22 protein-coding genes and 2 tRNA genes are annotated in these 25660 nt (G+C 57.9%); 5 read left to right on the top strand and 19 right to left on the bottom strand.

Annotated features, from left to right (window positions below; all coding sequences use genetic code 11):
• The first annotated feature begins 49 nt into the window (after positions 1 to 49).
• Positions 50 to 796, top strand: a complete 747-nt coding sequence (locus tag JS46_RS07240; RefSeq protein WP_033749318.1) for an SDR family NAD(P)-dependent oxidoreductase — start codon at positions 50 to 52, stop codon at positions 794 to 796.
• A gap of 69 nt (positions 797 to 865) precedes the next feature.
• Here JS46_RS07240 and JS46_RS07235 read toward each other — a convergent pair whose 3' ends face one another.
• From JS46_RS07235 to rlmE, 17 genes are all read right to left on the bottom strand, one after another.
• Positions 866 to 2779 carry a DEAD/DEAH family ATP-dependent RNA helicase gene (locus JS46_RS07235; RefSeq protein WP_033749317.1) on the bottom strand — a complete coding sequence of 638 codons (1914 nt, stop codon included), beginning with the start codon at positions 2777 to 2779 and terminating at the stop codon, positions 866 to 868.
• 16 nt (positions 2780 to 2795) lie between these two features.
• Positions 2796 to 2852, bottom strand: coding sequence for a protein YrbN (gene yrbN / locus JS46_RS24790; protein WP_100229640.1), 57 nt, complete (start codon positions 2850 to 2852; stop codon positions 2796 to 2798).
• 105 nt (positions 2853 to 2957) lie between these two features.
• Positions 2958 to 3842 (bottom strand): lipoprotein NlpI, encoded by an 885-nt coding sequence (nlpI, locus tag JS46_RS07230; RefSeq protein ID WP_033749316.1) that lies wholly within the window; start codon positions 3840 to 3842, stop codon positions 2958 to 2960.
• Positions 3843 to 3973: 131 nt separating this feature from the next.
• Positions 3974 to 6109: a polyribonucleotide nucleotidyltransferase gene (pnp, locus tag JS46_RS07225; RefSeq protein ID WP_033749315.1), complete on the bottom strand. Its 2136-nt coding sequence runs from the start codon at positions 6107 to 6109 to the stop codon at positions 3974 to 3976.
• Between the two features lie 307 nt (positions 6110 to 6416).
• Positions 6417 to 6686 carry a 30S ribosomal protein S15 gene (gene rpsO / locus JS46_RS07220; protein WP_033749314.1) on the bottom strand — a complete coding sequence of 90 codons (270 nt, stop codon included), beginning with the start codon at positions 6684 to 6686 and terminating at the stop codon, positions 6417 to 6419.
• Between the two features lie 118 nt (positions 6687 to 6804).
• Positions 6805 to 7749, bottom strand: coding sequence for a tRNA pseudouridine(55) synthase TruB (gene truB / locus JS46_RS07215; RefSeq protein ID WP_033749313.1), 945 nt, complete (start codon positions 7747 to 7749; stop codon positions 6805 to 6807).
• A complete protein-coding gene (gene rbfA / locus JS46_RS07210; RefSeq protein ID WP_033749639.1) occupies positions 7749 to 8156 on the bottom strand; it encodes a 30S ribosome-binding factor RbfA in 408 nt (135 codons plus the stop codon). Before rbfA ends, truB begins: the two co-directional genes overlap by 1 nt.
• Before the next feature lie 65 nt (positions 8157 to 8221).
• Positions 8222 to 10909, bottom strand: coding sequence for a translation initiation factor IF-2 (infB, locus tag JS46_RS07205; protein WP_033749312.1), 2688 nt, complete (start codon positions 10907 to 10909; stop codon positions 8222 to 8224).
• Positions 10910 to 10926: 17 nt separating this feature from the next.
• A complete protein-coding gene (gene nusA, locus JS46_RS07200; RefSeq protein ID WP_033749311.1) occupies positions 10927 to 12414 on the bottom strand; it encodes a transcription termination factor NusA in 1488 nt (495 codons plus the stop codon).
• A 24-nt stretch (positions 12415 to 12438) separates the two neighbouring features.
• Entirely contained in the window at positions 12439 to 12891 is a 453-nt protein-coding gene (gene rimP, locus JS46_RS07195; RefSeq protein ID WP_033749310.1) for a ribosome maturation factor RimP, read from the bottom strand.
• A 209-nt stretch (positions 12892 to 13100) separates the two neighbouring features.
• Positions 13101 to 13177, bottom strand: a tRNA-Met gene (locus JS46_RS07190).
• 58 nt (positions 13178 to 13235) lie between these two features.
• Positions 13236 to 13322, bottom strand: a tRNA-Leu gene (locus JS46_RS07185).
• 48 nt (positions 13323 to 13370) lie between these two features.
• Entirely contained in the window at positions 13371 to 13700 is a 330-nt protein-coding gene (gene secG / locus JS46_RS07180) for a preprotein translocase subunit SecG (protein WP_033749638.1), read from the bottom strand.
• Positions 13701 to 13916: 216 nt separating this feature from the next.
• A complete protein-coding gene (gene glmM, locus JS46_RS07175; RefSeq protein ID WP_033749309.1) occupies positions 13917 to 15251 on the bottom strand; it encodes a phosphoglucosamine mutase in 1335 nt (444 codons plus the stop codon).
• Positions 15252 to 15258: 7 nt separating this feature from the next.
• Complete coding sequence (gene folP / locus JS46_RS07170) at positions 15259 to 16092, bottom strand: dihydropteroate synthase (RefSeq protein ID WP_033749308.1); 834 nt, start codon at positions 16090 to 16092, stop codon at positions 15259 to 15261.
• Positions 16093 to 16173: 81 nt separating this feature from the next.
• The gene (gene ftsH / locus JS46_RS07165) at positions 16174 to 18099 is read right to left on the bottom strand and encodes an ATP-dependent zinc metalloprotease FtsH (RefSeq protein ID WP_033749306.1); all 1926 of its coding nucleotides are present in this window, start codon (positions 18097 to 18099) and stop codon (positions 16174 to 16176) included.
• A 112-nt stretch (positions 18100 to 18211) separates the two neighbouring features.
• Positions 18212 to 18841 carry a 23S rRNA (uridine(2552)-2'-O)-methyltransferase RlmE gene (gene rlmE, locus JS46_RS07160; protein ID WP_033749635.1) on the bottom strand — a complete coding sequence of 210 codons (630 nt, stop codon included), beginning with the start codon at positions 18839 to 18841 and terminating at the stop codon, positions 18212 to 18214.
• A gap of 126 nt (positions 18842 to 18967) precedes the next feature.
• Between rlmE and yhbY the strand changes: the two genes are divergently transcribed.
• Positions 18968 to 19261, top strand: coding sequence for a ribosome assembly RNA-binding protein YhbY (yhbY, locus tag JS46_RS07155; RefSeq protein ID WP_033749305.1), 294 nt, complete (start codon positions 18968 to 18970; stop codon positions 19259 to 19261).
• Between the two features lie 121 nt (positions 19262 to 19382).
• On the opposite strand, the gene greA is transcribed toward yhbY, so the two are convergent.
• Positions 19383 to 19859: a transcription elongation factor GreA gene (gene greA, locus JS46_RS07150; RefSeq protein WP_033749304.1), complete on the bottom strand. Its 477-nt coding sequence runs from the start codon at positions 19857 to 19859 to the stop codon at positions 19383 to 19385.
• Between the two features lie 250 nt (positions 19860 to 20109).
• On the opposite strand from greA, the gene dacB reads away from it, so the two are divergent.
• The 3 genes from dacB to pmrB are packed head-to-tail and all read left to right on the top strand — an operon-like array spanning position 20110 to position 23264.
• Positions 20110 to 21543 carry a serine-type D-Ala-D-Ala carboxypeptidase gene (gene dacB, locus JS46_RS07140; RefSeq protein ID WP_033749302.1) on the top strand — a complete coding sequence of 478 codons (1434 nt, stop codon included), beginning with the start codon at positions 20110 to 20112 and terminating at the stop codon, positions 21541 to 21543.
• A gap of 3 nt (positions 21544 to 21546) precedes the next feature.
• Complete coding sequence (gene pmrA / locus JS46_RS07135) at positions 21547 to 22209, top strand: two-component system response regulator PmrA (RefSeq protein WP_033749300.1); 663 nt, start codon at positions 21547 to 21549, stop codon at positions 22207 to 22209.
• On the top strand, positions 22206 to 23264 hold the full coding sequence (gene pmrB / locus JS46_RS07130) for a two-component system sensor histidine kinase PmrB (RefSeq protein ID WP_033749299.1): 1059 nt from the start codon (positions 22206 to 22208) through the stop codon (positions 23262 to 23264). The genes pmrA and pmrB overlap by 4 nt, the downstream gene beginning before the upstream one ends.
• Here pmrB and JS46_RS07125 read toward each other — a convergent pair whose 3' ends face one another.
• On the bottom strand, positions 23265 to 25499 hold the full coding sequence (locus JS46_RS07125) for a TonB-dependent siderophore receptor (RefSeq protein WP_033749298.1): 2235 nt from the start codon (positions 25497 to 25499) through the stop codon (positions 23265 to 23267).
• Between the last annotated feature and the right edge of the window lie 161 nt (positions 25500 to 25660).

Here is a 25660-nt window from a genome sequence, read left to right as displayed (position 1 = left end):
ACCTGAAAGCGCATATTTTGCAGACGCGATACTCAGGTGGAGAGACAAGATGAAAGCACTTGACGGAAAAATTGCGCTGGTGACGGGCGCCTCGAAGGGCATTGGCGCGGCGATTGCTACGGCGTTCGCCGCGGCCGGCGCGCGCGTAGTCGTCAACTACCGCCAGGATGAAGTGGGCGCAGCGGATGTGGTGAGCGATATTCGTACGCTGGGCAGCGAAGGGCTGTCGGTACAGGCGGATATTTCCCGCGAAGCGGACGTCGAGCGGCTGTTCGACACCGCGCAGGCGCACTTTGGCGCGCCCGATATTGTGGTCAATAACGCCGGGCAGTTTCATCACGGCGAGTTCAGCGCCCTGAGCCTGCTGGAGATGCAGCAGCAGCTCAACGTGAATCTGCTCGGCACGCTGCTGGTTTGCCAGCAGGCGGCGCGACGTTTCCCGGCGCACGGCGGCTGCATCATCAATCTCAGCGCGCTGAACAGCCAGCAGAGCACGCCGGGTTCGGTGCTCTGGGCAACGACCAAAGGCGCGATCGATACGCTGACGCAGGGGCTGGCGCGCGAGCTGGGCCCGCGCAATATTCGCGTTAACGCGCTGGCGCCGGGCATCATTATGACGGAAGGGCTGCTGACGGCGAAGAAACTCAATCCGCAGCTCAAGGCGCAGCTGCTGGCGGCGACGCCGCTGGGGCGCTTCGGACTACCGGAAGATGTGGCGCAGGTGGCGCTGTTTCTCGCCTCGGAGGAGGCCGCCTATATCAGCGGCGAGCGCGTTCTGATCGCCGGCGGCGCGTAACGCGAAAATTGAAGATAAAAAAAGGGAAGCCCAAGGGCTTCCCTTTTTATCAATCAGCCAGGCTGATTATCAGAACTCGCGACGACGCGGCGCTGCAGCAGCGCCCTCTTCGCGACGCGGACCGCGGCTGCCTTCACGGCTGAAGCTGCTGCGTCCGCCTTCACGACCGCCTTCGCGACGCTCGGAAGAGAAACGACGTCCGCCTTCGCGACCGCCTTCACGGTTGCCGCCGCCACGACGCTCGCCGCCGAAATCACGGCCGCCGCCGCGACGTTCGCCGCGCGCTTCGCTCTGCGGCTGCGCATCGCCCAGCAGCTGCATATTCATCGGTTTATTGAGAATACGCGTGCGGGTAAAGTGCTGCAGGATATCGCCCGGCATGCCTTTCGGCAGCTCGATAGTCGAGTGGGTGCCAAACAGCTTGATGTTGCCGATGTAGCGGCTGCTGATGTCGCCTTCGTTGGCGATAGCGCCGACGATGTGACGCACTTCAACGCCGTCGTCGCGGCCCACTTCAATGCGGTACAGCTCCATTTCGCCGACGTCGCGACGTTCGCGACGCGGACGATCGCCGCCTTCGCGGTTGTCACGTGCTTCACGCGGGCTGCGACGGTCATCACGACGGTCGTCACGATCGCGGAACTCGCGACGCTGCGGACGCGGCGCGTCCGGCTGGACGATCAGCGGACGTTCGCCCTGCGCCATTTTCAGCAGCGCGGCGGCCAGCGTTTCCATATCCAGCTCGTCCTGCGGAGAGAGTTTCTCCAGCAGCGCGCGATACTGGTCCAGATCGCTGCTTTCCAGCTGCTGCTGTACGCGTCCGGCGAATTTCTCCAGACGACGGGTGCTCAGCAGTTCAGCGTTCGGCAGTTCGACTTCCGGAATGGTCAGCTTCATGGTGCGCTCGATGTTGCGCAGCAGACGACGCTCGCGGTTCTCGACGAACAGCAGCGCGCGACCAGCACGGCCGGCGCGGCCGGTACGACCGATACGGTGAACGTAAGACTCAGCGTCCAGCGGAATGTCGTAGTTAACGACCAGGCTAATGCGCTCAACGTCCAGACCACGCGCCGCAACGTCGGTGGCGATCAGGATATCGAGACGGCCATCTTTCAGACGCTCCAGAGTCTGCTCACGCAGCGCCTGGTTCATGTCGCCGTTCAGCGCGGCGCTGTTGTAGCCGCTGCGCTCCAGCGCTTCAGCCACTTCCAGCGTAGCGTTTTTGGTACGCACGAAGATGATAGCGGCATCGAAATCTTCCGCTTCCAGGAAACGCACCAGCGCGTCGGTTTTACGACCATACGCCGTCCAGTAAGACTGGCTGATGTCCGGGCGCGTAGTGACGCTGGACTGAATGCGCACTTCCTGCGGATCTTTCATGAAACGCCTGGTGATGCGACGGATCGCTTCCGGCATGGTCGCTGAGAACAGCGCGGTCTGATGACCTTCCGGGATCTGCGCCATGATGGTTTCAACGTCTTCGATGAAGCCCATACGCAGCATTTCATCAGCTTCGTCCAGCACCAGGCCACGCAGATTAGAGAGATCCAGCGTACCGCGTTTCAGGTGGTCGAGCAGACGACCCGGGGTGCCCACCACGATTTGCGGGCCCTGACGCAGCGCGCGCAGCTGCACGTCATAACGCTGGCCGCCGTAAAGGGCCACGACGTTGACGCCACGCATATGTTTAGAGAATTCGGTCATCGCTTCAGCAACCTGAACCGCCAGTTCGCGGGTAGGCGCCAGCACCAGGATCTGCGGTGCGCGAAGAGAAGGATCAATGTTGTTTAACAGCGGCAGCGAGAACGCCGCGGTTTTACCACTGCCGGTCTGCGCCATGCCCAGTACGTCACGGCCCGCCAGCAGGTGAGGAATACACTCAGCCTGGATCGGAGAAGGCTTAACGTAGCCCATGCCGTTCAGTGATTCGAGGATGTCGGCGTTCAGGCCCAGGTCAGCAAAAGTGGTTTGGATATCAGTCATGTAGTACACGTGCCTCTTAGATTGCGGCGGCCAGTCTACATAACTCGTCGTGAAAATTTTCAGTCATTTTCATCAAAAAGTGTGAACCGGCTCAAATTAGAAGTTTTGACGAACAGAAAGGCCCTCATCCCGGAAGATGATGACATAACGGGTACTTCAGGCAATAAAAGTTCGTCAGCTATTGCTGGTCAGATTCTGATAAATCGTCTTGTGTCTGGCCGAGTTGCGCCAGTTCCAACAATGCGTATCGGTGTTCAACAAAGTTATTGACGTTGTTGGCCACCGCCAGTTTGAACAGCGCTTTCGCGTTGTCCTTCTCCCCCAGACTTAGGTAGTGCTTACCTAAATAGAAGTTGGTTTCACTGAGATGTTCAGCGAGCGAGGTGTTATCCGTTGCGTCTGCCTTGAGACGTTCCATCAGCGTGCTTTCACTGATGTCGCCAAGGTAGAATTCGACAATGTTCCATCCCCATTGATCACGGGCCGCTTTGTCGTAACGCTGCTGCAGCGCAACTTTCGCCTTATCAGCGTCCATCTCGCGTTCATCGAGATAGAGCCACAGGCTGCGGAAAGGATCGTTGGGATCGTCTTGATAAAACGCCAGCAGATCATCTTGCGCTAACTTGTATCGACCGCCGTAATAGAGGGCGATACCACGGTTTAAATGCGCATAATTGTAAGTTGGATCAAGCTCAAGTACAGAATCAAACGCTTCATAGGCAGCATCAAAATTGCCTGCCTGCGTTAAATATATGCCGAGATAGTTAAACACTTCCGGCATATCTGGTCTTATAGACAGCGCTTGCGAGAAATCGTTCCGCGCTAGTGCTCTCAGACCGAGACTATCATACAACACTCCGCGCTCATATAATAGCTGTGCGCGTTCATCATCGGTAAGGGCGCGACTGGCAAGAATTTGTTCCATGCGCGCCAGAATCACTTCCTGCTGCAGTGTGGGCTGTAGAGGTACTGCAAGAACTTCGTTCTTACGCCAATTGGAGTTGCTGCATCCTGCCAGCGTGATAGCTGTCGCAACAAAACACCAGCGCAAAAAAGGCTTCATTTCCCACTCCCGAATACAAACATTAGGATAACGCTCCTGTCATCCGGCTGCTGTGCACAAGGATTCCCGCCCTCGCGATGACACAAACGCCTCTCCCATCCGCGATGGGATAAGGAGAGGCAAACAGGGAATTACTCTGCGTCTGGCGCGCTGGTCACGGCAGCTTCTTCGCCCTGAGGCTTAGACTCTGTCGCTTCTTTGATGCTCAGACGGACGCGGCCCTGACGGTCCACTTCCAGTACCTTAACCGGCACTTCCTGGCCCATCTGCAGGTAGTCGGTCACTTTCTCTACGCGCTTGTCCGCGATCTGAGAAATGTGCACCAGACCTTCCTTGCCGCCGCCGATAGCGACGAAGGCGCCGAAGTCGACGATACGGGTCACTTTACCGCTGTACACACGGCCCACTTCGATCTCGGCGGTAATCTCTTCGATGCGACGAATCGCCTCTTTCGCCTTCAGACCGTCGGTCGCCGCGATTTTCACGGTGCCGTCGTCTTCGATTTCGATGGTGGTGCCGGTTTCTTCGGTCAGCGCGCGGATCACGGAACCGCCTTTACCAATCACATCTTTGATCTTGTCTGAATTGATCTTGATGGTGTAAATGCGCGGCGCGAACTCAGAGATCTCTTTACGCGGCGTGCTGATCGCCTGCTCCATCACGCCCAGGATGTGCAGACGCGCACCTTTGGCCTGATTCAGCGCAACCTGCATGATTTCGCGGGTGATGCCTTCGATTTTGATGTCCATCTGCAGCGCGGTGATGCCTTCGCGGCTACCGGCTACTTTGAAGTCCATGTCGCCGAGGTGATCTTCGTCGCCGAGGATGTCAGACAGTACCACGAACTTCTCATCTTCTTTCACCAGACCCATCGCGATGCCTGCAACGGCCGCTTTGATCGGCACGCCGGCATCCATCAGCGCCAGTGAAGCGCCGCATACGGAAGCCATAGAGGACGAGCCGTTGGATTCGGTGATTTCAGAAACAACGCGCACGGTGTACGGGAACTCTTCCTGCTTCGGCATCACGGCCAGCACGCCGCGCTTCGCCAGGCGACCGTGACCAATCTCACGACGCTTCGGCGAGCCGACCATACCGGTTTCGCCTACCGAGTACGGAGGGAAGTTGTAGTGGAACAGGAAGCTGTCGGTACGTTCGCCCATCAGCTCGTCCAGGTTCTGCGCGTCGCGCGCGGTACCCAGCGTCGCGGCGACCAGCGCCTGCGTTTCGCCACGGGTGAACAGCGCCGAGCCGTGCGTGCGCGGCAGTACGCCGGTACGAACGTCCAGACCACGGATCATATCTTTTTCACGGCCGTCGATACGCGGTTCGCCGTTCAGGATACGGGTACGCACTACGTTCTTTTCCAGGCTGTGAACGATGTCGCCGATTTCAGCGTCATCCAGCGTTTCGTCTTCAGCCAGCAGCGCGGCGATGGTTTCGTCTTTGATGACGCCAACCTGGGTGTAGCGCTCTTGCTTGTCGGTGATGCGGTAAGCGTCGCTGATGCGCGCTTCAGCCAGAGCGGCAACGCGTGCGATCAGCGCGTCGTTAGCCGGCTCAGGCTGCCAGTCCCAGCGCGGTTTACCCGCTTCTGCAACCAGAGAATTGATGTTTTCGATAACGACCTGCTGCTGCTCGTGGCCGAACACCACTGCACCCAGCATCTGATCTTCGGTCAGGATGTCCGCTTCGGACTCAACCATCAGTACCGCATTCTGCGTACCGGCAACTACCAGATCCAGACGAGACTGTTTGATTTCGTCAGCGGTCGGGTTCAGCACATACTGGTCGTTGATGTAGCCGACGCGCGCGGCGCCGATCGGACCATTGAACGGCAGGCCTGACAGCGCCAGCGCGGCAGAGGCGCCGATCATCGCAACGATATCCGGGTTAACCTGCGGGTTAACGGACACCACGGTGGCGATAACCTGAACTTCGTTGACGAAGCCTTCCGGGAACAGCGGACGAATCGGGCGGTCAATCAGACGCGCAATCAGGGTTTCGCCTTCGCTAGGACGGCCTTCGCGACGGAAGAAGCTGCCCGGGATACGGCCAGCGGCGTAGGTACGCTCCTGGTAGTTCACGGTCAGCGGGAAGAAGTCCTGGCCGGGTTTGGCTTTTTTCTGACCAACAACGGTAACGAATACAGCGGTGTCGTCCATGCTGGCCATAACGGCTGCGGTGGCCTGGCGCGCCATCATGCCGGTTTCCAGCGTGACGGTATGCTGACCATATTGGAATTGACGTACGATCGGGTTCAGCAAAATGAATTCCTTAACTTCGGGGCAGCGCCTTTCTGGCGTGCCATGGATTACCGATCTTCAGTTGCATCCTCGCGACTAATGACAACCCTTAACCGAATCTGCGGTAAAGCCTCTCATTAGCCGCGCGAACCTCTGCAAACGAAGATCACTCACTGCAACAATACATGAGTTTGGTCCGGATTGCTGCGCATTGCTCGAAAAAAGGGGCCGTAAAGGCCCCCTTTTCTTGAAACTCGCACGAATCTGATCGCAAGACGCGTTTTTTCGCAAACTCTCTGCGCTACATCCTTGATCAGATTCTTCAGACTTAGCGACGCAGGCCCAGGCTTTCGATCAGGCTGGTGTAGCGTGCAACGTCTTTACGCTTCAGGTAGTCCAGCAGCTTACGACGCTGAGATACCATGCGCAGCAGACCGCGACGGCTGTGGTGGTCTTTCTTGTGCTCAGAGAAGTGACCCTGCAGGTGGCTAATCTGGGCAGTCAGCAGTGCAACCTGAACTTCGGTTGAGCCGCTGTCGTTAGCGCCACGACCGTATTTAGCAACGATCTCTGCTTTAGCTTCTACGCTTAGAGACATAATAAACTCCAGTAATAAATGAATGTATGGGCGCCGATCTCTAATTCAGCTACCCGCTTTAAAGCCGCGCTATTCTACTCTTCGCCCGAGAGCAACGCAAATACAGCGTTGCGTAACGTTACGCGGGATACTCCACCACCAGACGACGCGGCGCTACGCGCCCGTCAGCGGCGATTTCGGCCATGCCGATAAATTTATGCGTATCGCCTTCGGTAACGCGCACCAGTCCCTGCTGCGGCGCATCTGCTGCCTGAACCGGCATGCCCTGCTTGAAGAAGGCGGCGACGGCGGAAGGCAGATTAACGAGGGGAAACGCGTCCGCCGGGCTATCCATCGGCAGCAGAAGCGCATCGAGCGGCGCGTAATCGGGCGTCTCCGCCGCGTTTACCGTCGCCGCGACGGCCTGCAGTTGCTCCAGCGTCATCATCTTTTCGATCGGATAGCGCGCCACCTGCAAACGACGCAGCATAATGACATGCGCGCCGCAGCCGAGCTTCTCGCCCAAATCGTCGATAATGGTGCGGATATAGGTGCCTTTGGAGACATGGATTTCCAGCTCCAGCTCATCGCCTTCCCAGCGAATAAACTGCAGCTCGAAGACGGTAATCGGACGCGCTTCGCGCGGCACGGTCACGCCTTCGCGCGCGTACTCATACAGCTTTCGGCCCTGATACTTCAGCGCCGAGAACATGGTCGGCACCTGCAGCGTCTCGCCGCGAAAGCTCTCCAGCGCCGCGTCGAGTTGCTGCTGACTAAAAGAGACCGGACGCGTTTCGACGATATTGCCGTCGGCGTCGGAAGTATCGGTACGCTCGCCGAGGCGCGCGATAACGCGATAACGCTTATCCGAGTCGAGCAGATACTGGGAGAACTTGGTCGCTTCGCCGAGACAAATCGGCAGCATGCCGGTCGCCAGCGGATCGAGCGCGCCGGTGTGGCCCGCTTTGTTGGCGTTAAACAGACGTTTAACTTTTTGCAGCACATCGTTGGACGACGCGCCCTGCTGCTTGTCGAGCAGGAACACGCCGTGGACGTCGCGACCGCGACGACGAGGACGACTCATCAGTCCTCCTTGTCATCTTCCGCCGGGTTTTCACCGCGACGCTCGACGTCGTTCTTGATGACGTTCGACACCAGGTTCGACATACGCATACCTTCAATCAGCGAATTGTCGTAGAAGAAGGTCAGTTCCGGCACGATACGCAGACGCATCGCTTTGCCGAGCAGAATACGGATATAGCCAGAAGCCTCTTTCAGCGCCTTCAGGCCATTTTTCACTGCTTCCTCATCTTTGTCGTTAAGGAAGGTGACAAACACTTTGGCATACGCGAGATCGCGCGACACTTCCACGCCGGATACCGTCACCATCATGCCGAGGCGCGGATCTTTAATCTCGCGCTGCAGAATGATTGCGATCTCTTTTTGCAGCTCCTGCGACACGCGCTGCGGGCGGCCAAATTCTTTCGCCATAATCATCTCTCCAAAATAATTCGGGAGGCCAGCGGCCTCCCAAATTGCAACACATCGCGTAATGCTTATTCGATGGTGCGCTTAACTTCGATCACTTCGAACACTTCGATCATATCGCCAACGCGAACGTCGTTGTAGTTCTTCACACCGATACCACACTCCATGCCGTTACGCACTTCGTTGACGTCATCTTTGAAGCGACGCAGAGATTCCAGCTCGCCTTCGTAGATAACCACGTTGTCGCGCAGGACGCGGATCGGGTTGTGACGCTTGATGTTGCCTTCGGTGACCATACAGCCGGCGATCGCGCCGAATTTCGGTGACTTGAACACGTCACGAACTTCAGCCAGACCGATAATCTGCTGTTTGAACTCCGGCGCCAGCATGCCGCTCATCGCCGCTTTCACTTCGTCGATCAGATTATAGATGACGGAGTAGTAACGCAGGTCGACGTTTTCAGCATCGATGACGCGACGCGCAGAAGCATCGGCACGCACGTTGAAGCCGAGGATGATGGCGTTGGACGCCGCAGCCAGCGTGGCGTCGGTTTCGGTGATACCACCTACGCCCGAACCGATAATCTTCACCTTCACTTCGTCGGTGGAGAGTTTCAGCAGCGAGTCGGAGATCGCTTCCACAGAACCCTGGACGTCGGACTTCAGCACGATGTTCAGCTCGGAGACTTCGCCTTCGGTCATGTTGGCGAACATGTTCTCCAGCTTCGCCTTCTGCTGACGCGCCAGTTTGACTTCGCGGAACTTGCCCTGACGATAGAGCGCAACTTCACGCGCTTTCTTCTCGTCGCGCACTACGGTCGCTTCGTCGCCCGCTGCCGGCACGCCGGAGAGACCGAGGATTTCCACCGGAATGGACGGACCCGCTTCCATGACTTCGCGGCCCAGCTCGTCGCGCATCGCACGCACACGGCCGTATTCGAAGCCGCACAGCACGATGTCGCCTTTATTCAGGGTACCTTCGCGCACCAGTACGGTAGCGACCGGACCACGACCTTTATCCAGGAAGGATTCGATCACCACGCCGCTCGCCATGCCTTCGCGAATAGCGGTCAGCTCCAGCACTTCCGCCTGCAGCAGAATCGCATTCAGCAGATCGTCGATGCCGGTACCGGCTTTCGCAGAGACGTTGACGAACATGTTTTCGCCGCCCCACTCTTCCGGGATGATGCCGTACTGAGTCAGTTCGTTTTTGACGCGATCCGGATCGGCTTCCGGCTTATCGATTTTGTTGACGGCAACCACCACCGGCACGCCCGCCGCTTTCGCGTGCTGGATCGCTTCGATGGTCTGCGGCATCACGCCGTCGTCAGCCGCCACCACGAGGATAACGATATCCGTCGCCTGCGCACCACGCGCACGCATCGCGGTAAACGCGGCGTGGCCCGGAGTGTCGAGGAAGGTGATCATGCCGTTGTCGGTTTCGACATGGTAAGCACCGATGTGCTGGGTAATGCCGCCCGCTTCGCCAGAGGCGACTTTGGTCGAACGGATGTAGTCCAGCAGCGAGGTTTTACCGTGGTCGACGTGGCCCATGATGGTCACGACCGGCGCGCGGGATTCCTGCGCGGCATCGGTATCGCGATCGCTCATTACCGCTTCTTCCAGCTCGTTCTCGCGGCGCAGGATCACTTTGTGACCCATCTCTTCCGCGACCAGCTGAGCCGTTTCCTGATCGATAACCTGGTTGATGGTCGCCATGGCGCCCATCTTCATCATCGCTTTGATGACCTGCGAACCTTTCACCGCCATTTTGTTAGCCAGTTCGGCTACGGTGATGGTTTCGCCAATGATGACGTCGCGGTTAACAACCTGAGCAGGTTTATTGAAGCCCTGCTGCAGTGCGCTTGGCTTGCGGTGTTTGCCGCCTTTGCCGCCACGAATCTGCGCGCGCGCTTCTTCGCGATCGGTTTTAGCTTCAGAATGCTTGTTGCCTTTCTTCGCCGGACGCGCCGCTTTAGCAGTGGTGCGCGCGCGTGCGCGGCCCGCTTCTACCTGGCGGTCGTTTTCGTCTTCTGCCTGACGGGCATGAGTCGAAGTGGTGACGTGATAGTCGCCTTTGTCTTCTTCCTCAGGTTTTTCCCATTCAGCCGATTTTTCTTCAGCCAGGCGGCGCGCTTCTTCAGCGACGCGGCGAGCGTCTTCTTCGAGCTTACGGCGCGCTTCTTCTTCCGCTTTACGCTTCAGTTCAGCCGCTTCGGCTTCGCGACGGGCTTTGTCGGACTGCGCAGCCTTGGTCATATCGTCGGTTTGATGATTCGTCACTTTTTCTTTTTCCGCTGCTTCACGCTTCGCCTTTTCAGCGGCTTCGCGCTTGGCTTTCTCTTCGGCTTCACGTTGCGCTTTTTCTTCAGCTTCGCGACGGGCTTTTTCTTCAGCCTCGCGTTGCGCCTTTTCTTCCGCTTCACGCTGAGCCTGGGCTTCTGCTTCTGCCTGTTCAGCTTCCGCATCACCTTTTACGTAGGTGCGCTTTTTGCGGACTTCGATTTGCACCGATTTACTTTTACCCCCGGTGCCTGGGATATTCAAGGTACTGCGCGTCTTACGCTGCAATGTTAACTTGCTTGAGCCGGTCTGACCATGCTCGCGATTGAGGTGAGACAATAAAGTTTCTTTCTCTTGCTGCGTGACCGCGTCGTTCTCCGACTTGCGGATCCCTGCGTCAGCAAATTGCTGAACCAGGCGATCGACCGGGGTCTGAATCTCTGCGGCCAGCGATTTTACGGTTACATCTGTCATGCTGTTCCTTCCTGTTATTACGCGTCATCGCCGAACCAGCAGATATTTCGCGCGGCCATAATCAGCGCGCCGGCTTGCTCATCATTCAGCCCTTCAATATCCGTCAGGTCGTCGACACCTTGCTCGGCGAGATCTTCCAGCGTGCAAACGCCTTTCGCCGCCAGGCGGTACGCCAGCGTACGATCCAGGCCGTCGAGATTCAGAAGATCCTCAGCGGGCTCCTGATTACCACGGCTCTCTTCTTTCGCCAGCGCCAGGGTGGTTAACGCATTTTTGGCTCGTTCACGCAGGGCTTCTACGGTCTCTTCGTCCAGACCATCAACGTCCAGCAGCTCGTTGATCGGCACGTATGCCAGCTCTTCCAGCGAAGAGAAGCCCTCTTCCACCAGTACGGTGGCGAACTCTTCGTCGATGTCGAGATGTTTAGTAAACATATCAATAGCAGCATGCGCTTCGGCCTGGTGTTTCGCCTGCAGATCATCGACGGTCATCACGTTCAGCTCCCAGCCGCTCAGCTGGGAAGCCAGACGCACGTTTTGGCCGTTACGGCCGATCGCCTGAGCCAGATTGCCGGCTTCAACAGCGATATCCATGGTGTGGTTATCTTCATCAACCACGATTGACGCCACGTCGGCCGGAGCCATGGCGTTAATAACAAACTGCGCCGGGTTATCGTCCCACAGCACGATATCGATACGCTCGCCGCCCAGTTCGCTGGAAACAGCCTGGACGCGCGCGCCGCGCATACCGACGCAGGCGCCGACCGGATCGATGCGTTTGTCGTTGGTTTTCACCGCAATTTTAGCGCGTGAACCCGGATCGCGAGCCGCCGCTTTAATTTCGATGACTTCTTCGCCGATTTCCGGCACCTCGATGCGGAACAGCTCGATCAGCATTTCCGGCTTGGAACGGGTCACGAACAGCTGCGCGCCGCGCGCTTCCGGACGTACGGCATAAAGCACGCCGCGAATACGGTCGCCCGGACGGAAGTTCTCACGCGGCAGCATATCTTCGCGCAAAATCACCGCTTCGGCGTTGCTGCCGAGATCAAGAGTGATGTTGTCGCGATTCACTTTCTTCACCACGCCGGTGATGATCTCGCCTTCGTGCTGGCGGAACTGATCGACCACCATCGCGCGCTCGGCTTCGCGCACTTTCTGCACGATAACCTGCTTCGCGGTCTGTGTCGTGATACGGTCAAAGGTGACCGATTCGATCTGATCTTCAACGTAGTCGCCCAGATTGAACGCTTCATCCTCGAAGCGGGCTGCCTCCAGCGTGATCTCGCGCGTCGGCTGCGTCACTTCTTCTACCACTTCCCAACGGCGGAAGGTGTCGAAGTCGCCGCTTTTGCGATCGATGCTGACGCGAACGTCAATCTCTTGCTCGTACTTCTTCTTGGTTGCAGTTGCCAGCGCGCTCTCCAGCGCTTCGAAGATTTTCTCACGCGGCAGGGCTTTTTCGTTAGAAACGGCTTCTACAACAGCTAAGATCTCTTTGTTCATCCTGGTTAGCCTCAATCCGGACTTTTAAAAGTGGGGGACCAGGTTCGCTTTCTGAATATTGCTCAGCGCGAACACCTCGTCTTTACCCTCAACGGTCACCGTCACCATCTCGCCGTCGACCGACTTGATGATGCCCTGCCATTTACGACGGTTCTGTACCGCCATGCGCAGGACCAGACTGACTTCTTCGCCTGTATACCGCACGTAGTGTTCCGCGGTAAACATCGGGCGATCCAGTCCCGGTGAGGAGACTTCAAGGTTGTAAGCCACGGTGATGGGATCTTCCACATCCAGCACCGCGCTTACCTGGTGGCTGACATCCGCGCAATCATCGACATTGATGCCATCTTCACTATCAATATAGATGCGCAGGGTTGATGTGCGACCACGAACGAATTCGATACCGACCAGTTCGTAGCCGAGCGCTTCTACCGGAGCCGATACCAACTCTGTCAATTTTTGCTCTAATGTGGACAAGCCCACCCCCAAGACATAAAAAAAGGGCTTAATAGCCCAGTGTTGCGATTTCCTGATAACAAAAAACCCCGAAAATTCGGGGCTTTTTGTGACTGGACCCTGTACGCCGCTAAGCGGCTCGGCACTGTCCAGAAGAATTTTTTTCAAAACTCGCTGCGATGCGCCCGTCGATGCACACAGTATATTTGAAAAAGAACTCTAAGGGAAAGTGGTTGCGGGGGCCGGATTTGAACCGACGACCTTCGGGTTATGAGCCCGACGAGCTACCAGGCTGCTCCACCCCGCGTCCGAAAACGTGACGAATGTTACGCTGATCTTGCGATATTTGCAAGTAAAACCAGATTTGGTACCGAGGACGGGACTTGAACCCGTAAGCCCAATCGGGCACTACCACCTCAAGGTAGCGTGTCTACCAATTCCACCACCTCGGCACTGTTCAGACCGCGACTTGAATCTGTCGCGTCGCAAGCATGACGAACTTATTTCGGGATATCGTTACCCGGCGTTGCCGGTTGTGCTGGCTGAGTCGTTGACTGCGCCGGCGCTGACAGATTTTCCCACTCGCTTCCTTTTGAAGTCTTATTGGTGTTCAGGTTACCCAGAACAAGGCTGATGATGAAGAACAGTGCCGCGAGAATGCCGGTCATGCGAGTCATGAAGTTACCTGAACCCGTAGAACCGAACAGCGTTGCGGATGCGCCTGCACCGAATGAGGCTCCCATATCAGCGCCTTTACCTTGCTGCAGCATAATCAAACCCACGAGGGCGATGGCTACAATAAGGAAGATAACTAAAAGAGCTTCGTACATAATCAACCTGTTTCCTTGCGCGATAACCGCACAGTTAAGCTTCAGCCAGTATAGATGGGCCGTGTCGTCATCACCCATCAGAAGCGGGTGTGAATACTAACCAAAGGCGCACCCCTCTGCAAGGGTAATTTTCTTCGCCGCGATCGACTGCGGAAAAAAGCGCCATCCTGATGATTTTAACGGCGGATCGGCGTAAAACCGTCCGCCGTTCATGCCTTAAACCGCTTTGACCTGCTCGGCGATACGATGCGCCAGCTCGGTAACCTGCGCTTCGTTTTCCCCTTCGACCATCACGCGAATCAACGGCTCGGTACCCGATTTACGCAGCAGCACGCGTCCGCGTCCGGCCAGCGTCTTTTCCACTTCCGCCGTCACGCTTTTTACCGTCTCGTCTTCCAGCGGGTCGTTCGTGCCGCTGAAGCGCACGTTTACCAGCACCTGCGGCAGCATCTTCATGCCACTGCACAGGTCATGCAGACTCATATGGTTGCGCACCATTGCAGTGAGCACTTGCAAACTTGCTACGATACCGTCGCCGGTGGTGGTTTTATCCAGCAGAATAACGTGGCCGGAGTTCTCCGCGCCGAGTCGCCACTGCTTCTCCTGCATCTTTTCCAGCACGTAGCGGTCGCCCACTTTGGCGCGGGCGAAAGGGATGCCGAGCTGCTTCAGCGCCAGCTCGAGGCCCATATTGCTCATCAGGGTGCCGACCACGCCGCCGCGCAGCTGGCCCTGACGCAGTCCTTCGCGCGCGATGATATACAGGATCTGGTCACCATCGACCTTCTCGCCCAGATGGTCGACCATCATGATGCGGTCGCCGTCGCCGTCGTAAGCCAGGCCGATATCTGCCTTTTCGGCCAGCACGCGCTGCTGCAGCATACGCAGATCGGTCGCGCCGCACTCTTTGTTGATATTCATGCCGTCGGGCTGCGTGGCGATGGCGATTACGGTGGCGCCCAGCTCGCGCAGCACGTTCGGCGCAATGTGGTAGGTGGCGCCGTTCGCGCAGTCGACCACGATTTTCAGGCCGTTAAGACTAAGCTCACTCGGAAAGGAGCCCTTGCAGAACTCGATATAGCGGCCGGCGGCGTCTACGATACGGCTGGCGCGCCCCAGCTCGGCGGACTCGACGCAGGTCAGCGGCTTCTCCATTTCCAGCTCAATCGCCTCTTCTACCTCGTCCGGCAGCTTGGTGCCTTCAGCGGAGAAGAATTTAATGCCGTTATCGTCGAACGGGTTATGCGACGCGGAGATGACGATGCCCGCTTCGGCGCGGAAGGTGCGCGTCAGATAGGCGATGGCGGGCGTCGGCATCGGGCCGGTAAAGGCGGCGGACAAGCCCGCCGCCGCCAGGCCCGCTTCCAGCGCCGACTCCAGCATATAGCCGGAGATACGCGTATCTTTACCGATCAGCACCTTTCGTGAGCCGTGACGCGCCAACACTTTGCCCGCCGCCCAGCCCAGCTTTAGTACAAAATCAGGGGTAATCGGCGCTTCGCCAACCTTGCCGCGAATGCCGTCTGTACCAAAATATTTACGATTACTCATGCCTAAATTATCCTTTTGCTCTCCGTGTCGCTTCGACAACGCGCATCGCCTCGACCGTCTCTTTTACGTCATGTACGCGAATGATCTGCGCGCCCTGCATCGCGGCGATCGTTGCGCAGGTCAGGCTGCCCGTCAGACGCTGCGAAGGCCCGACGTTCAACAGCTGACCAATCATAGATTTGCGCGACATGCCCACCAGCAGCGGCAGCCCGAAATGGTGAAAATGGCTAAGGTGGGCCAGCAGCTCATAGTTGTGGTTGAGATTCTTACCGAAACCGAAGCCAGGGTCGAGCAGCAGATGTTCTTTTTTGATGCCTGCAGCCTCGCAGCGCGCGATCTGATGCACGAAGTAAGCATCCACTTCGCTTACCACATCGCGATACTCAGGCGCCTGCTGCATGGTGCGCGGCTCGCCCTGCATATGCATCAGGCAAACCGGCAAATCTGCCGCCGCCGCCGCTTCCAGCGCGCCAGGTTCGGAGAGCGAGCGAATATCGTTAATGATGTGAGCGCCCGCTCGCGCTGCTTCGCGGATAACCTCCGCTTTTGAGGTATCAACCGAAATCCACACCTCGAAACGCTGCGCAATCGCTTCTACCACCGGAATAACGCGCGCCAGCTCCTCGTCGACGCTTACCTCATCCGCCCCCGGACGGGTCGACTCGCCGCCGACGTCGATAATGGTGGCGCCCGCGTTAACCATTTCATTGGTATGCGTCAGCGCCTCGACCAGCGTGTGATGTTTTCCACCATCGGAGAAGGAGTCCGGCGTGACATTCAAAATTCCCATCACATGGGGAAACGACAGATCGAGATGGGTATCACGGGCGTACAACTTCATGGGGAAAATCTCCTCTGATGACCTGATTACGGATGTAAAAAACCCCGGACCAGCCGGGGTTTTTGCAAGGGTGAAACCCTGTTATTTGTCGAACTGCTCTGACATGGTATTGCCAGGATTCGGCGTGCGCGGCTCATCGACCGGACGCGGCGCCTTCGGCGTGCCGTTGCTGTCGGAATTGCTGCCCGGATCTTCCCAGCCCGCTGGCGGACGCACTTCGCGGCGCGCCATCAGGTCGTCGATCTGCGGCGCATCGATGGTTTCATACTTCATCAGCGCGTCTTTCATCGCGTGAAGGATGTCCATGTTCTCGCTCAGAATACGGCGCGCGCGCTGGTAGTTGCTGTCGATCAGGTGTTTAACTTCCTGGTCGATAATGCGCGCGGTTTCGTCAGACATATGTTTCGCTTTCGCCACGGAACGGCCGAGGAACACTTCGCCCTCTTCTTCCGCATAGAGCAACGGACCCAGTTTTTCCGAGAAGCCCCACTGCGTCACCATGTTGCGCGCCAGGTTAGTGGCCACTTTGATGTCGTTAGAGGCGCCGGTGGAAACGTGTTCCGCACCGTAAATAATCTCTTCAGCCAGGCGACCGCCGTACAGGGTAGAGATCTGGCTTTCCAGCTTCTGACGGCTGGCGCTGATAGCGTCGCCTTCAGGCAGGAAGAAGGTCACGCCAAGCGCACGTCCGCGCGGAATAATCGTTACCTTGTGCACCGGATCGTGTTCCGGCACCAGGCGGCCGATAATCGCGTGGCCCGCTTCGTGGTATGCGGTGGATTCTTTCTGCGCTTCCGTCATCACCATGGAGCGACGTTCCGCACCCATCATGATTTTGTCTTTCGCTTTCTCGAACTCAACCATCGATACCACACGCTTGTTGCCGCGTGCGGCAAACAGCGCCGCTTCGTTCACCAGGTTGGCGAGATCCGCACCGGAGAAGCCCGGCGTACCGCGCGCGATGATGCCTGCGTCGATATCGGTCGCCAGCGGCACGCGGCGCATATGCACTTTCAGAATCTGTTCGCGGCCGCGCACGTCCGGCAGACCCACGACGACCTGACGGTCAAAGCGGCCTGGACGCAGCAGCGCCGGGTCAAGAACGTCTGGACGGTTAGTCGCGGCGATAACGATAATGCCTTCGTTGCCTTCAAAGCCATCCATCTCAACCAGCATCTGGTTCAGGGTCTGTTCACGTTCATCGTGACCGCCGCCTAAACCTGCGCCGCGCTGACGACCGACGGCGTCGATCTCATCGATAAAGATGATGCACGGTGCGGCTTTCTTGGCCTGTTCGAACATGTCGCGCACGCGAGAGGCGCCGACGCCCACGAACATTTCCACGAAGTCGGAACCGGAAATGGTAAAGAACGGTACTTTCGCTTCGCCTGCGATCGCTTTCGCCAGCAGGGTTTTACCGGTACCTGGCGGGCCCACCATCAGCACGCCTTTCGGGATTTTACCGCCCAGCTTCTGAAAGCGGCTCGGTTCGCGCAGATACTCGACCAGTTCGCCCACTTCCTCTTTCGCTTCGTCGCAGCCTGCCACGTCAGCGAAAGTGGTTTTGATCTGATCTTCCGTCAGCATACGGGCTTTGCTCTTGCCAAAGGACATCGCGCCTTTGCCGCCGCCGCCCTGCATCTGACGCATAAAGAAGATCCACACGCCAATCAGCAGCAGCATCGGGAACCATGAGATGAAGATCGAAGCCAGCAGGCTCGGCTCTTCCGGCGGTTCGCCAACCACTTTGACGTTTTTGGTCAACAGGTTATCGAGTAACTTGGGATCATTGACAGGAATGTAGGTCGTGTATTTATTACTGTCTTTCTTGATTACGTTAATCTCACGCCCGTTAATACGTGCCTCGCGGACCTGATCCTGGTTCACTTCCGACAGGAAGGTTGAATAATCAACCCTACGGCCATTCGACTCGCTGGGCCCAAAGCTCTGGAATACTGACATCAGCACGACCGCGATGACTAACCAGAGAATCAGGTTTTTCGCCATGTCACTCAAGGGATTAACCTCATATTACAACGGTGTTAACAGACAGCGTAGGGTACTATATATCCTTCATACATGGAATCGCGGCTGGTAGGCTGCAACTTCATCAATTGGGCTATAGTTTGCGCCCTGTCGCCACAATGTACACTTCGCGCGAACGAGATCGCGAAGCGTCCGGCTTACGAATTTTCACTTTCGTAAACAGGGAGCGAATTTCCCGCAGGTATTCATCGAAGCCATCTCCCTGAAACACTTTCACTACAAAACTGCCGCCCGGCGCCAGGATATCCCGACACATTTCGAGCGCCAGTTCAACCAAATACATCGACCGGGGAATATCAACTGCCGGCGTCCCGCTCATGTTGGGCGCCATATCCGACATGACCACCTGCACTTTTTGATCGCCTACGCGATCGAGCAGCGCCTTGATCACCGATTCTTCACGAAAATCGCCCTGAAGGAAATCGACGCCGACGATAGGATCCATCGGCAGAATATCGCAGGCGATAACGCGTCCCGAAGAGCCGATCTGCTGGACCACATACTGCGACCAGCCGCCGGGCGCCGCACCCAGATCTACCACGGTCATACCGGGTTTGAAAAGCTTGTCACCCTGTTGTATTTCATCAAGTTTAAACCAGGCGCGCGAACGCAACCCCTTTTTCTGTGCCTGAAGCACATATTTATCGCTAAAGTGTTCCTGTAACCAGCGGCTGGAGCTGGCCGAACGCTTTTTACCCGTCATAATTTTCTCAACTAAATCGTCATCGCAGCGATAAACCTGCACGCAATGGGTTGCGTTGATTTGGTGATAACCCCGAGATGGCGGTAGAATGAACCGTTTTCAATCCCTGAGTAAGCAAAAAATACGATGAATCTAAGTACCAAACAAAAACAGCACCTGAAAGGCCTCGCCCATCCACTGAAACCCGTGGTCATGATCGGCGGCAACGGCCTGACCGAAGGCGTGCTGGCCGAAATCGAATCCGCGCTGGAACATCACGAACTGATCAAGGTGAAAATTGCCTCGGAAGACCGTGAAACCAAACAGCTGATCGTTGAGGCTATCGTGCGTGAGACCAAAGCCGGCAACGTGCAGGTGATCGGCAAAACGCTGGTGCTGTATCGCCCTTCTAAAGAGAGCAAGATTTCTCTGCCGCGCTAAACGCGTCGCCGGGCAACCGGCCAGAGAAAGTGCCATGCTCCCGCATGGGTTAAAAGGCCGCATCGCGGCCTTTTCCATTCTTTACATAATGCTTCGACGCTTTTCAAAGCGTAGCTCTCTCTTAAAGGTATTCCACTTTAAGAATTTCATACTCAACATCGCCGCCCGGGGTTTTGATGATGGTCACATCGTCCACCTCTTTTCCTACCAGACCGCGCGCCATCGGCGAGTTGACCGAAATCAGATTTTGCTTAAAGTCCGCTTCGTCGTCGCCCACGATGCGATAGGTCGACTCTTCATCGGTATCGGTGTTGAGCACGGTTACGGTCGCGCCGAAGATCACGCGGCCATTGTTCGGAATGGTGGTGACGTCGATAACCTGCGCGTTAGACAGCTTGGCTTCGATCTCCTGAATACGACCTTCGCAAAACCCCTGCTCTTCGCGCGCGGCGTGATACTCCGCGTTCTCTTTCAGATCGCCGTGCTCACGTGCTTCAGCGATTGAGGCGATGATGCGCGGGCGTTTAACGGTTTTCAGCTCGTTCAGCTCTTCGCGCAGCTTTTCGGCGCCCCTTAACGTCATCGGAATCTGATTCATTTAAGCTCCTCGCTCTCTTTCCTGTTTTAACGGCGTCATCCTGACCAGTGTCCACAGAAAAACCGGTTCTGCAGGGCCTGACCCTCGTTTTGCAAATAAAAGAATCCTGACCCGGAAAAGGTTCCAGGCCAGAATGTGGTTTTGCATTTTGATACGTATTTTAACCCAGAGTTCCCTGCTGGTCATCGTTTACTTTCCACCGCTGCGGGACGTAGTATTGACGGCTTCACCTGCCAGTTACCGCGAGATTATGCGATTTTCACGACTTGTTACCGGACTAACCTGGGCGTTTATGCTGCAGGCACAAGCAGCGCCCGTAGATGAATACATGCAGTATTTGCCGGATGGCGCCAATCTGGCGCTGATGGTGCAGAAAATCGGCGCCAGCACCCCAATAATCGATTATCACGGCAAACAGATGGCGTTGCCCGCCAGCACCATGAAGGTGATTACCGCGCTAGCGGCGCTGCTGGAGCTGGGCGGCGACTATCGCTTCCAGACTACGCTGGAAACCAAAGGCGCCATCAGCGACGGCACGCTAAACGGCGATCTGGTCGCGCGCTTTGCCGGCGATCCGACGCTGGGTCGACAGGATCTGCGCAATATGGTCGCCGCGCTGAAAAAGCAGGGCGTCACCCATATCAAAGGCAACCTGGTGATCGACACTTCGGTGTTCGCCAGCCATGACATGGCGCCGGGCTGGCCGTGGAACGATCTGACGCAGTGCTTCAGCGCGCCGCCAGGCGCCGCTATCGTCGATAAAAACTGCTTCTCCGTTTCGCTCTACAGCGCCAGCACGCCGGGCGAAACCGCCTTCGTGCGCATCGCCTCTTACTACCCCGCCCATATGTTCAGCCAGGTGCGCACCCTCGGCCGCAACAGCGGCGAAGCGCAGTATTGCGAGCTGGACGTGGTGCCGGGCGAGCTCAACCGCTATACGCTGACCGGCTGCATGCGCCAGCGCGCGGAGCCGCTGCCGCTGGCGTTCGCCGTACAGGACGACGCCGCCTGGGCCGGAGAGATCCTGAAGCAGGAGCTACGTCAGGCCGATATCGACTACAGCGGTCACCTGGTACGCCAGACGCAGGTCACGTCGCCGGGCACCGTGCTGGCGTCGACCCAGTCCGCGCCGCTGCATTCGCTGCTGCATACTATGCTGAAAAAGTCGGACAACATGATTGCCGACACGGTGTTCCGCACTATCGGCCATCACTATTTCAACGTGCCCGGCACCTTCCGCGCCGGATCGGACGCTATCCGCCGTATCCTGCGCGAGAAAGCCAACATTGATTTAGGCAACAGCATTCAGGTGGATGGATCGGGGCTGTCGCGCCATGACCTCATCGCGCCGGATACCATGATGCAGGTGTTGCAGTACATTGCGAAAAACGACGCGACGCTGGACTACATCTCGATGCTGCCGCTGGCGGGCCACGACGGCACGCTGCAATATCGCGGCGGCCTGCACGAGGCGGGCGTGGACGGCAAAGTGTCGGCGAAAACCGGCTCGCTGCAGGGCGTCTATAATCTGGCTGGCTTTATCACCACCGCCAGCGGCGCGCGCGTCGCCTTTGTGCAGTACCTGTCGGGCTATGCGGTGCCGCCGCAGGACCAGCGCACGCGGCGTATTCCGCTGGTACGCTTCGAGAGCCGTCTCTATCGAGATATCTATCAGAACAACTAACGCATGAAAATATTGATCGTTGAGGACGATGTACTGCTGCAGGGCGGTCTGAGCCAGGCGCTGAGCAGCCAGGGTTACGCCGTTGACTGCGCCTCCAGCGCCGCCGAGGCGGACGCGCTGCTGCACAGCGCGCAGTACAGCCTGATCGTGCTGGATCTCGGCCTGCCGGATCGAGACGGCGGCGATCTGCTGCGGCAGTGGCGGCGAGCGGGTGTCGATCTGCCGGTGCTGATCCTGACCGCGCGCGACGCGCTCAGCGATCGCGTGGAGGGGCTCGACGCCGGCGCCGACGACTATCTGATCAAGCCGCTGGCGCTGGCGGAGCTGCAGGCGCGCGTGCGCGCCCTGATCCGCCGCTATCAGGGCCACAGCGATAACCTGCTGCGCCAGGGCGATCTCACGCTGAACCTCTCTTCGCAGCAGGTGCTGCTGGAGAATCAGCCGCTCGACGTTACGCCTAAAGAGTTCGCGCTGCTGACGCGTCTGCTGATGCGCATCGGACAAAATGTGCATCGCGAAACGCTGCAGCAGGATCTCTACAGCTGGCAGGACGATACCGGCTCTAACACGCTAGAGGTGCATATCCATAATCTGCGCCGCAAGCTGGGCAAAGATCGCATTAAAACCGTGCGCGGCGTCGGCTACCGGCTGGAGAACCGCGAATGAACAGCATGCGTCAGCGCTTGCTGATTATGCTGGCGCTGATTCTGCTCACCTGTCAGATCATGAGCGCCTTCTGGCTGTGGCACGAAAGCCGCGAGCAGATCAGCTTTCTCGTCAACGAAACCCTCTCCGCTAAGGCGCGCAACGATCGCGTCGAAAATGAGATCCGCGAAGCGATCGCCTCGCTGCTGCTGCCCTCTGTCGTCATGGTCGGCCTGACGCTGGTGCTCTCCTTCTGGGCGATTAGCTGGATCGTGCGTCCGCTGCGCGCGCTGCAGACCAGCCTGGCGCAGCGCTCCGCCGACAACCTGACGCCGCTCGCCATTCAGTCCGATATGGAAGAGGTGGTGGCGGTAACCGGCGCGATTAACCAGCTGCTGGCGCGACTCGATCACACGCTGCAGCAGGAGCGGCTTTTCACGGCGGACGCCGCGCATGAGCTGCGTACCCCGCTCGCTGGACTGCGCCTGCATCTTGAGCTGTTGCAGCAGCAGGGCGTGCCGCACAGCGAAATGCTGGTGGCGCGTATCGATCAGCTGATGCATACCGTCGAGCAGCTGCTGATGCTGGCGCGCGCCAGCCAGGCGCTGGCCAGCGGACATGCGCAGGCGATTCACTGGCAGGCGGACATTTTGCAGCCGCTGCAGCCGGAGATGCGCGAACTGGTTGAACAGCGCCAGCAGCAGCTGATCTGGCCGGACAACGCGGTGGCGCAAAGCCAGGGCGAACCGGTGCTGCTGCGTCTGCTGCTGCGCAATCTGCTGGAGAACGCCTCGCGCTATAGCCCGACGGAGAGTCAGATTGAAATCAGACTCGAAGAGAGCGACAGCCATATCGTCCTCAGCGTGATTGATGAGGGGCCAGGCATCGATCCCGATGCGGCGGAAGAGCTGACCAAAGCGTTTCGCCGTCGCGATCAGCGCTACGGCGGCAGCGGGCTGGGGCTGAATATCGTGCTGCGTATTTTGCAGATGCACTATGGCGAGCTAAAGCTGATCAATCGCAGCGATCGCAGCGGGCTGATTGCCCGCTGCGTGCTGCCGTTACGGCTTAACTGATTAGAAGTGCGTATTCAGGCTGACGTACCAGGTGCGGCCAGACTCATTGTAGGTATTCGCGCCCGCGCCATACAGATAAGAGTTGGTGTTGGCGTTGCCGGTAGTCTGGGCGTTGCCCTGGCGGTAGTGGCGCTTATCGAACAGGTTGTCGATGCCGAGCGTCACGCTGGCGTATTTATTAACGTCATAAGTGCCGCTCAGGCCGACCACTGAGTAAGGACTCACCTCATCGGTCGCGCTGCCGGTAACGGCATTGCCTTTGTAATCATACTTCTTCGGCACCTGCTTGCCGTACCAGGTCAGGGTGGTTTGCAGAGACAAATCCTGCGTCGCCTGCCAGCTCAGGGTTGAGTTGAGCGTATAGTCGGGAATAATCGACAGGCGATCGCCGGTCTCTTTATTCTTGCTCTGCAACATATAAGTGAAGTTGTTATTCCACGCGATGCTCTCGGTCACGGGAATATTCACCGAGCCCTCCAGCCCTTCCACCACCGCTTTCGGCACGTTCTCCCACTTATAAATGTCGGTGGTGCCGTTTGAGGCTTTGCCGGACGGCCCATAGCCCGCTTCGATCTTGTTGCGATAGTCGTTGCGGAACCAGGTCAGACCCGCCTGATAGCCTTCATGCTTCCACTCCAGGCCAATCTCTTTATTGATGCTGTTTTCCGCTTTCAGGTCTCTGTTGCCCTGCAGATAGCAGGCGCCGGTGCTGGCTGCGCAGCCCTGCCCGTTGCTGTAGAGCAGATAGTTGGGGTTGGTCTGATAAAGGCTCGGCGCTTTATAGGCGCGCCCGATGCCCATCTTCAGCGTGAAATCGTCCCCTAAGCCCTGGGAAAGGTTAAGCGACGGGCTCCAGTTATCGCCGACGATAGAGTGGTGATCGAAGCGCAGGCTTGGCGTCAGCATGGTGCTGTCGGTCAGCTCCATATTGTCTTCGGCGAACAGCGAAAAAATTTCCGCCTGCGAATAGGGGCTGCGTCCGCTGCTGGCAATACCTGGCACCGCGCCGTTAGAGGCGGCCTGCGTGGTCGACGAAGGATCTTTCATCCGCTGCTGATTCCACTCGATGCCGAGGGTGGCGGTCTGATTTACCAGCATCTCGAACGGCACGCTGACTTCGCTGTGCAGCAGCACATCGTCCAGCTCGATGGTATTGAAGCCGCTGTTGGAGAAGATGCCTTCGGTGCCGCCCGCCAGCCCTTCGTTGATGCGCGAGTTGCGGGTATTTTCATAGCGCGCGTAGCTGTTGGTGCTGATGCCGTTATCCCAGGCGCCGGTCCACTTCACTGCAAAATTCTGCCGATAGAGGCGGTTGGTCTCTTTGCCGTACAGGCTTTTCACCAGCGCGCTGGTGTTGGTGTTCTGGGTGTCGCCAGCATAGAGGTTGCCCTGACGGCTGTAGCCCGCCTGAAACTCCAGCGCCTGCATCGGCGCGAACGCCCAGCGCAGCAGCGCGTTGATATCTTTATTGACCACCCCTTCGCGCCCGCCTGGATAGCTGCCGGCGTAGGTGCCGGTGCGGTCCGCCGCATGCCCTTCGTTGATGTCGTACGCATCCGCCTGGGTTTTCGCCAGGTTGCCGTAGAGTCGGAAGCTGACGTCGTCGCCCAGCGGCCCTTCCAGGCTGAAGTTGGTGCGGCGCGTCGCGCCCTCGTCCTTATGCTCCGGCACGTTGTAATAGGCGTTCCAGGATCCGTGCCACTGCTTGTCGTCATACTTTTTGGTAATGATATTCACCACGCCGCCCGCCGCGCCGTTGCCGTAGCGCACCGCTGCCGGCCCGCGGATCACCTCGATACGTTCGATCATCTCCGGCGGCACCCAGTTGGTGTCGCCGCGCGTATCGCGTTCGCCGCGCCAGCCGAGACGCACCGAGTTGCGGCTGGAGACCGGCATGCCGTCCACCAGGATCAGGGTATTTTCCGGCCCCATGCCGCGAATATCGATCTGGCGATTGTTGCCGCGCTGGCCGCTGGTGGAGTTGCCGGTCAAATTGACGCCCGGCATGGTGCGGATGATTTCCGATACGTCGCGCGCAGGCGGTCGCTTTTTAATCTCGTCGGCGGTGATGGTGGAGACGCCCGGCGCCTGCAGGTTCTGCTGCGCCGCGCTGACCACCAGCGTATCGCCGACGTCGGCAGTTGAAGCGGTGCTGGTGTCGGCAGCCTGCGCGCTGGTCGCGGCCAGGCCGAGTTCAATGAGAATGGCTAATGACAAACGGGATAATGGAGGCATTTTTTATATTCCTGGATTGCCTGCGGAAACCTCACCGTCTCCTGCGGGCGCGCCGGTAAAAGAGTCTTTCCTTGCGAGCAAGCATTCCAGCCGCGCCCAGGCTCTCCTTTGCGGAACATCCGTCTGACAATACAGGCTGATGAGGCTGGCGGAACGCGCGC

Origin of the sequence: Pantoea sp. NGS-ED-1003 (assembly GCF_000738765.1) — a bacterium.
Taxonomy (GTDB): Bacteria; Pseudomonadota; Gammaproteobacteria; order Enterobacterales; family Enterobacteriaceae; genus Pantoea; species Pantoea septica.
This window is presented reverse-complemented; position numbering and strand designations above follow the sequence as displayed.

Bases quoted from the DNA above. Each gene is read 5' to 3' on its own strand.
- greA (WP_033749304.1), bottom strand. From the start codon at position 19,859: ATGAATCAGATTCCGATGACGTTAAGGGGCGCCGAAAAGCTGCGCGAA.
- JS46_RS07125 (WP_033749298.1), bottom strand. From the start codon at position 25,499: ATGCCTCCATTATCCCGTTTGTCATTAGCCATTCTCATTGAACTCGGC.
- nusA (WP_033749311.1), bottom strand. From the start codon at position 12,414: ATGAACAAAGAGATCTTAGCTGTTGTAGAAGCCGTTTCTAACGAAAAA.
- rbfA (WP_033749639.1), bottom strand. From the start codon at position 8,156: ATGGCGAAAGAATTTGGCCGCCCGCAGCGCGTGTCGCAGGAGCTGCAA.
- nlpI (WP_033749316.1), bottom strand. From the start codon at position 3,842: ATGAAGCCTTTTTTGCGCTGGTGTTTTGTTGCGACAGCTATCACGCTG.
- yhbY (WP_033749305.1), top strand. From the start codon at position 18,968: ATGAATCTAAGTACCAAACAAAAACAGCACCTGAAAGGCCTCGCCCAT.
- glmM (WP_033749309.1), bottom strand. From the start codon at position 15,251: ATGAGTAATCGTAAATATTTTGGTACAGACGGCATTCGCGGCAAGGTT.
- secG (WP_033749638.1), bottom strand. From the start codon at position 13,700: ATGTACGAAGCTCTTTTAGTTATCTTCCTTATTGTAGCCATCGCCCTC.
- infB (WP_033749312.1), bottom strand. From the start codon at position 10,909: ATGACAGATGTAACCGTAAAATCGCTGGCCGCAGAGATTCAGACCCCG.
- JS46_RS07235 (WP_033749317.1), bottom strand. From the start codon at position 2,779: ATGACTGATATCCAAACCACTTTTGCTGACCTGGGCCTGAACGCCGAC.
- rlmE (WP_033749635.1), bottom strand. From the start codon at position 18,841: ATGACGGGTAAAAAGCGTTCGGCCAGCTCCAGCCGCTGGTTACAGGAA.
- rpsO (WP_033749314.1), bottom strand. From the start codon at position 6,686: ATGTCTCTAAGCGTAGAAGCTAAAGCAGAGATCGTTGCTAAATACGGT.
- pmrA (WP_033749300.1), top strand. From the start codon at position 21,547: ATGAAAATATTGATCGTTGAGGACGATGTACTGCTGCAGGGCGGTCTG.
- truB (WP_033749313.1), bottom strand. From the start codon at position 7,749: ATGAGTCGTCCTCGTCGTCGCGGTCGCGACGTCCACGGCGTGTTCCTG.
- dacB (WP_033749302.1), top strand. From the start codon at position 20,110: ATGCGATTTTCACGACTTGTTACCGGACTAACCTGGGCGTTTATGCTG.
- pmrB (WP_033749299.1), top strand. From the start codon at position 22,206: ATGAACAGCATGCGTCAGCGCTTGCTGATTATGCTGGCGCTGATTCTG.
- JS46_RS07240 (WP_033749318.1), top strand. From the start codon at position 50: ATGAAAGCACTTGACGGAAAAATTGCGCTGGTGACGGGCGCCTCGAAG.
- folP (WP_033749308.1), bottom strand. From the start codon at position 16,092: ATGAAGTTGTACGCCCGTGATACCCATCTCGATCTGTCGTTTCCCCAT.
- ftsH (WP_033749306.1), bottom strand. From the start codon at position 18,099: ATGGCGAAAAACCTGATTCTCTGGTTAGTCATCGCGGTCGTGCTGATG.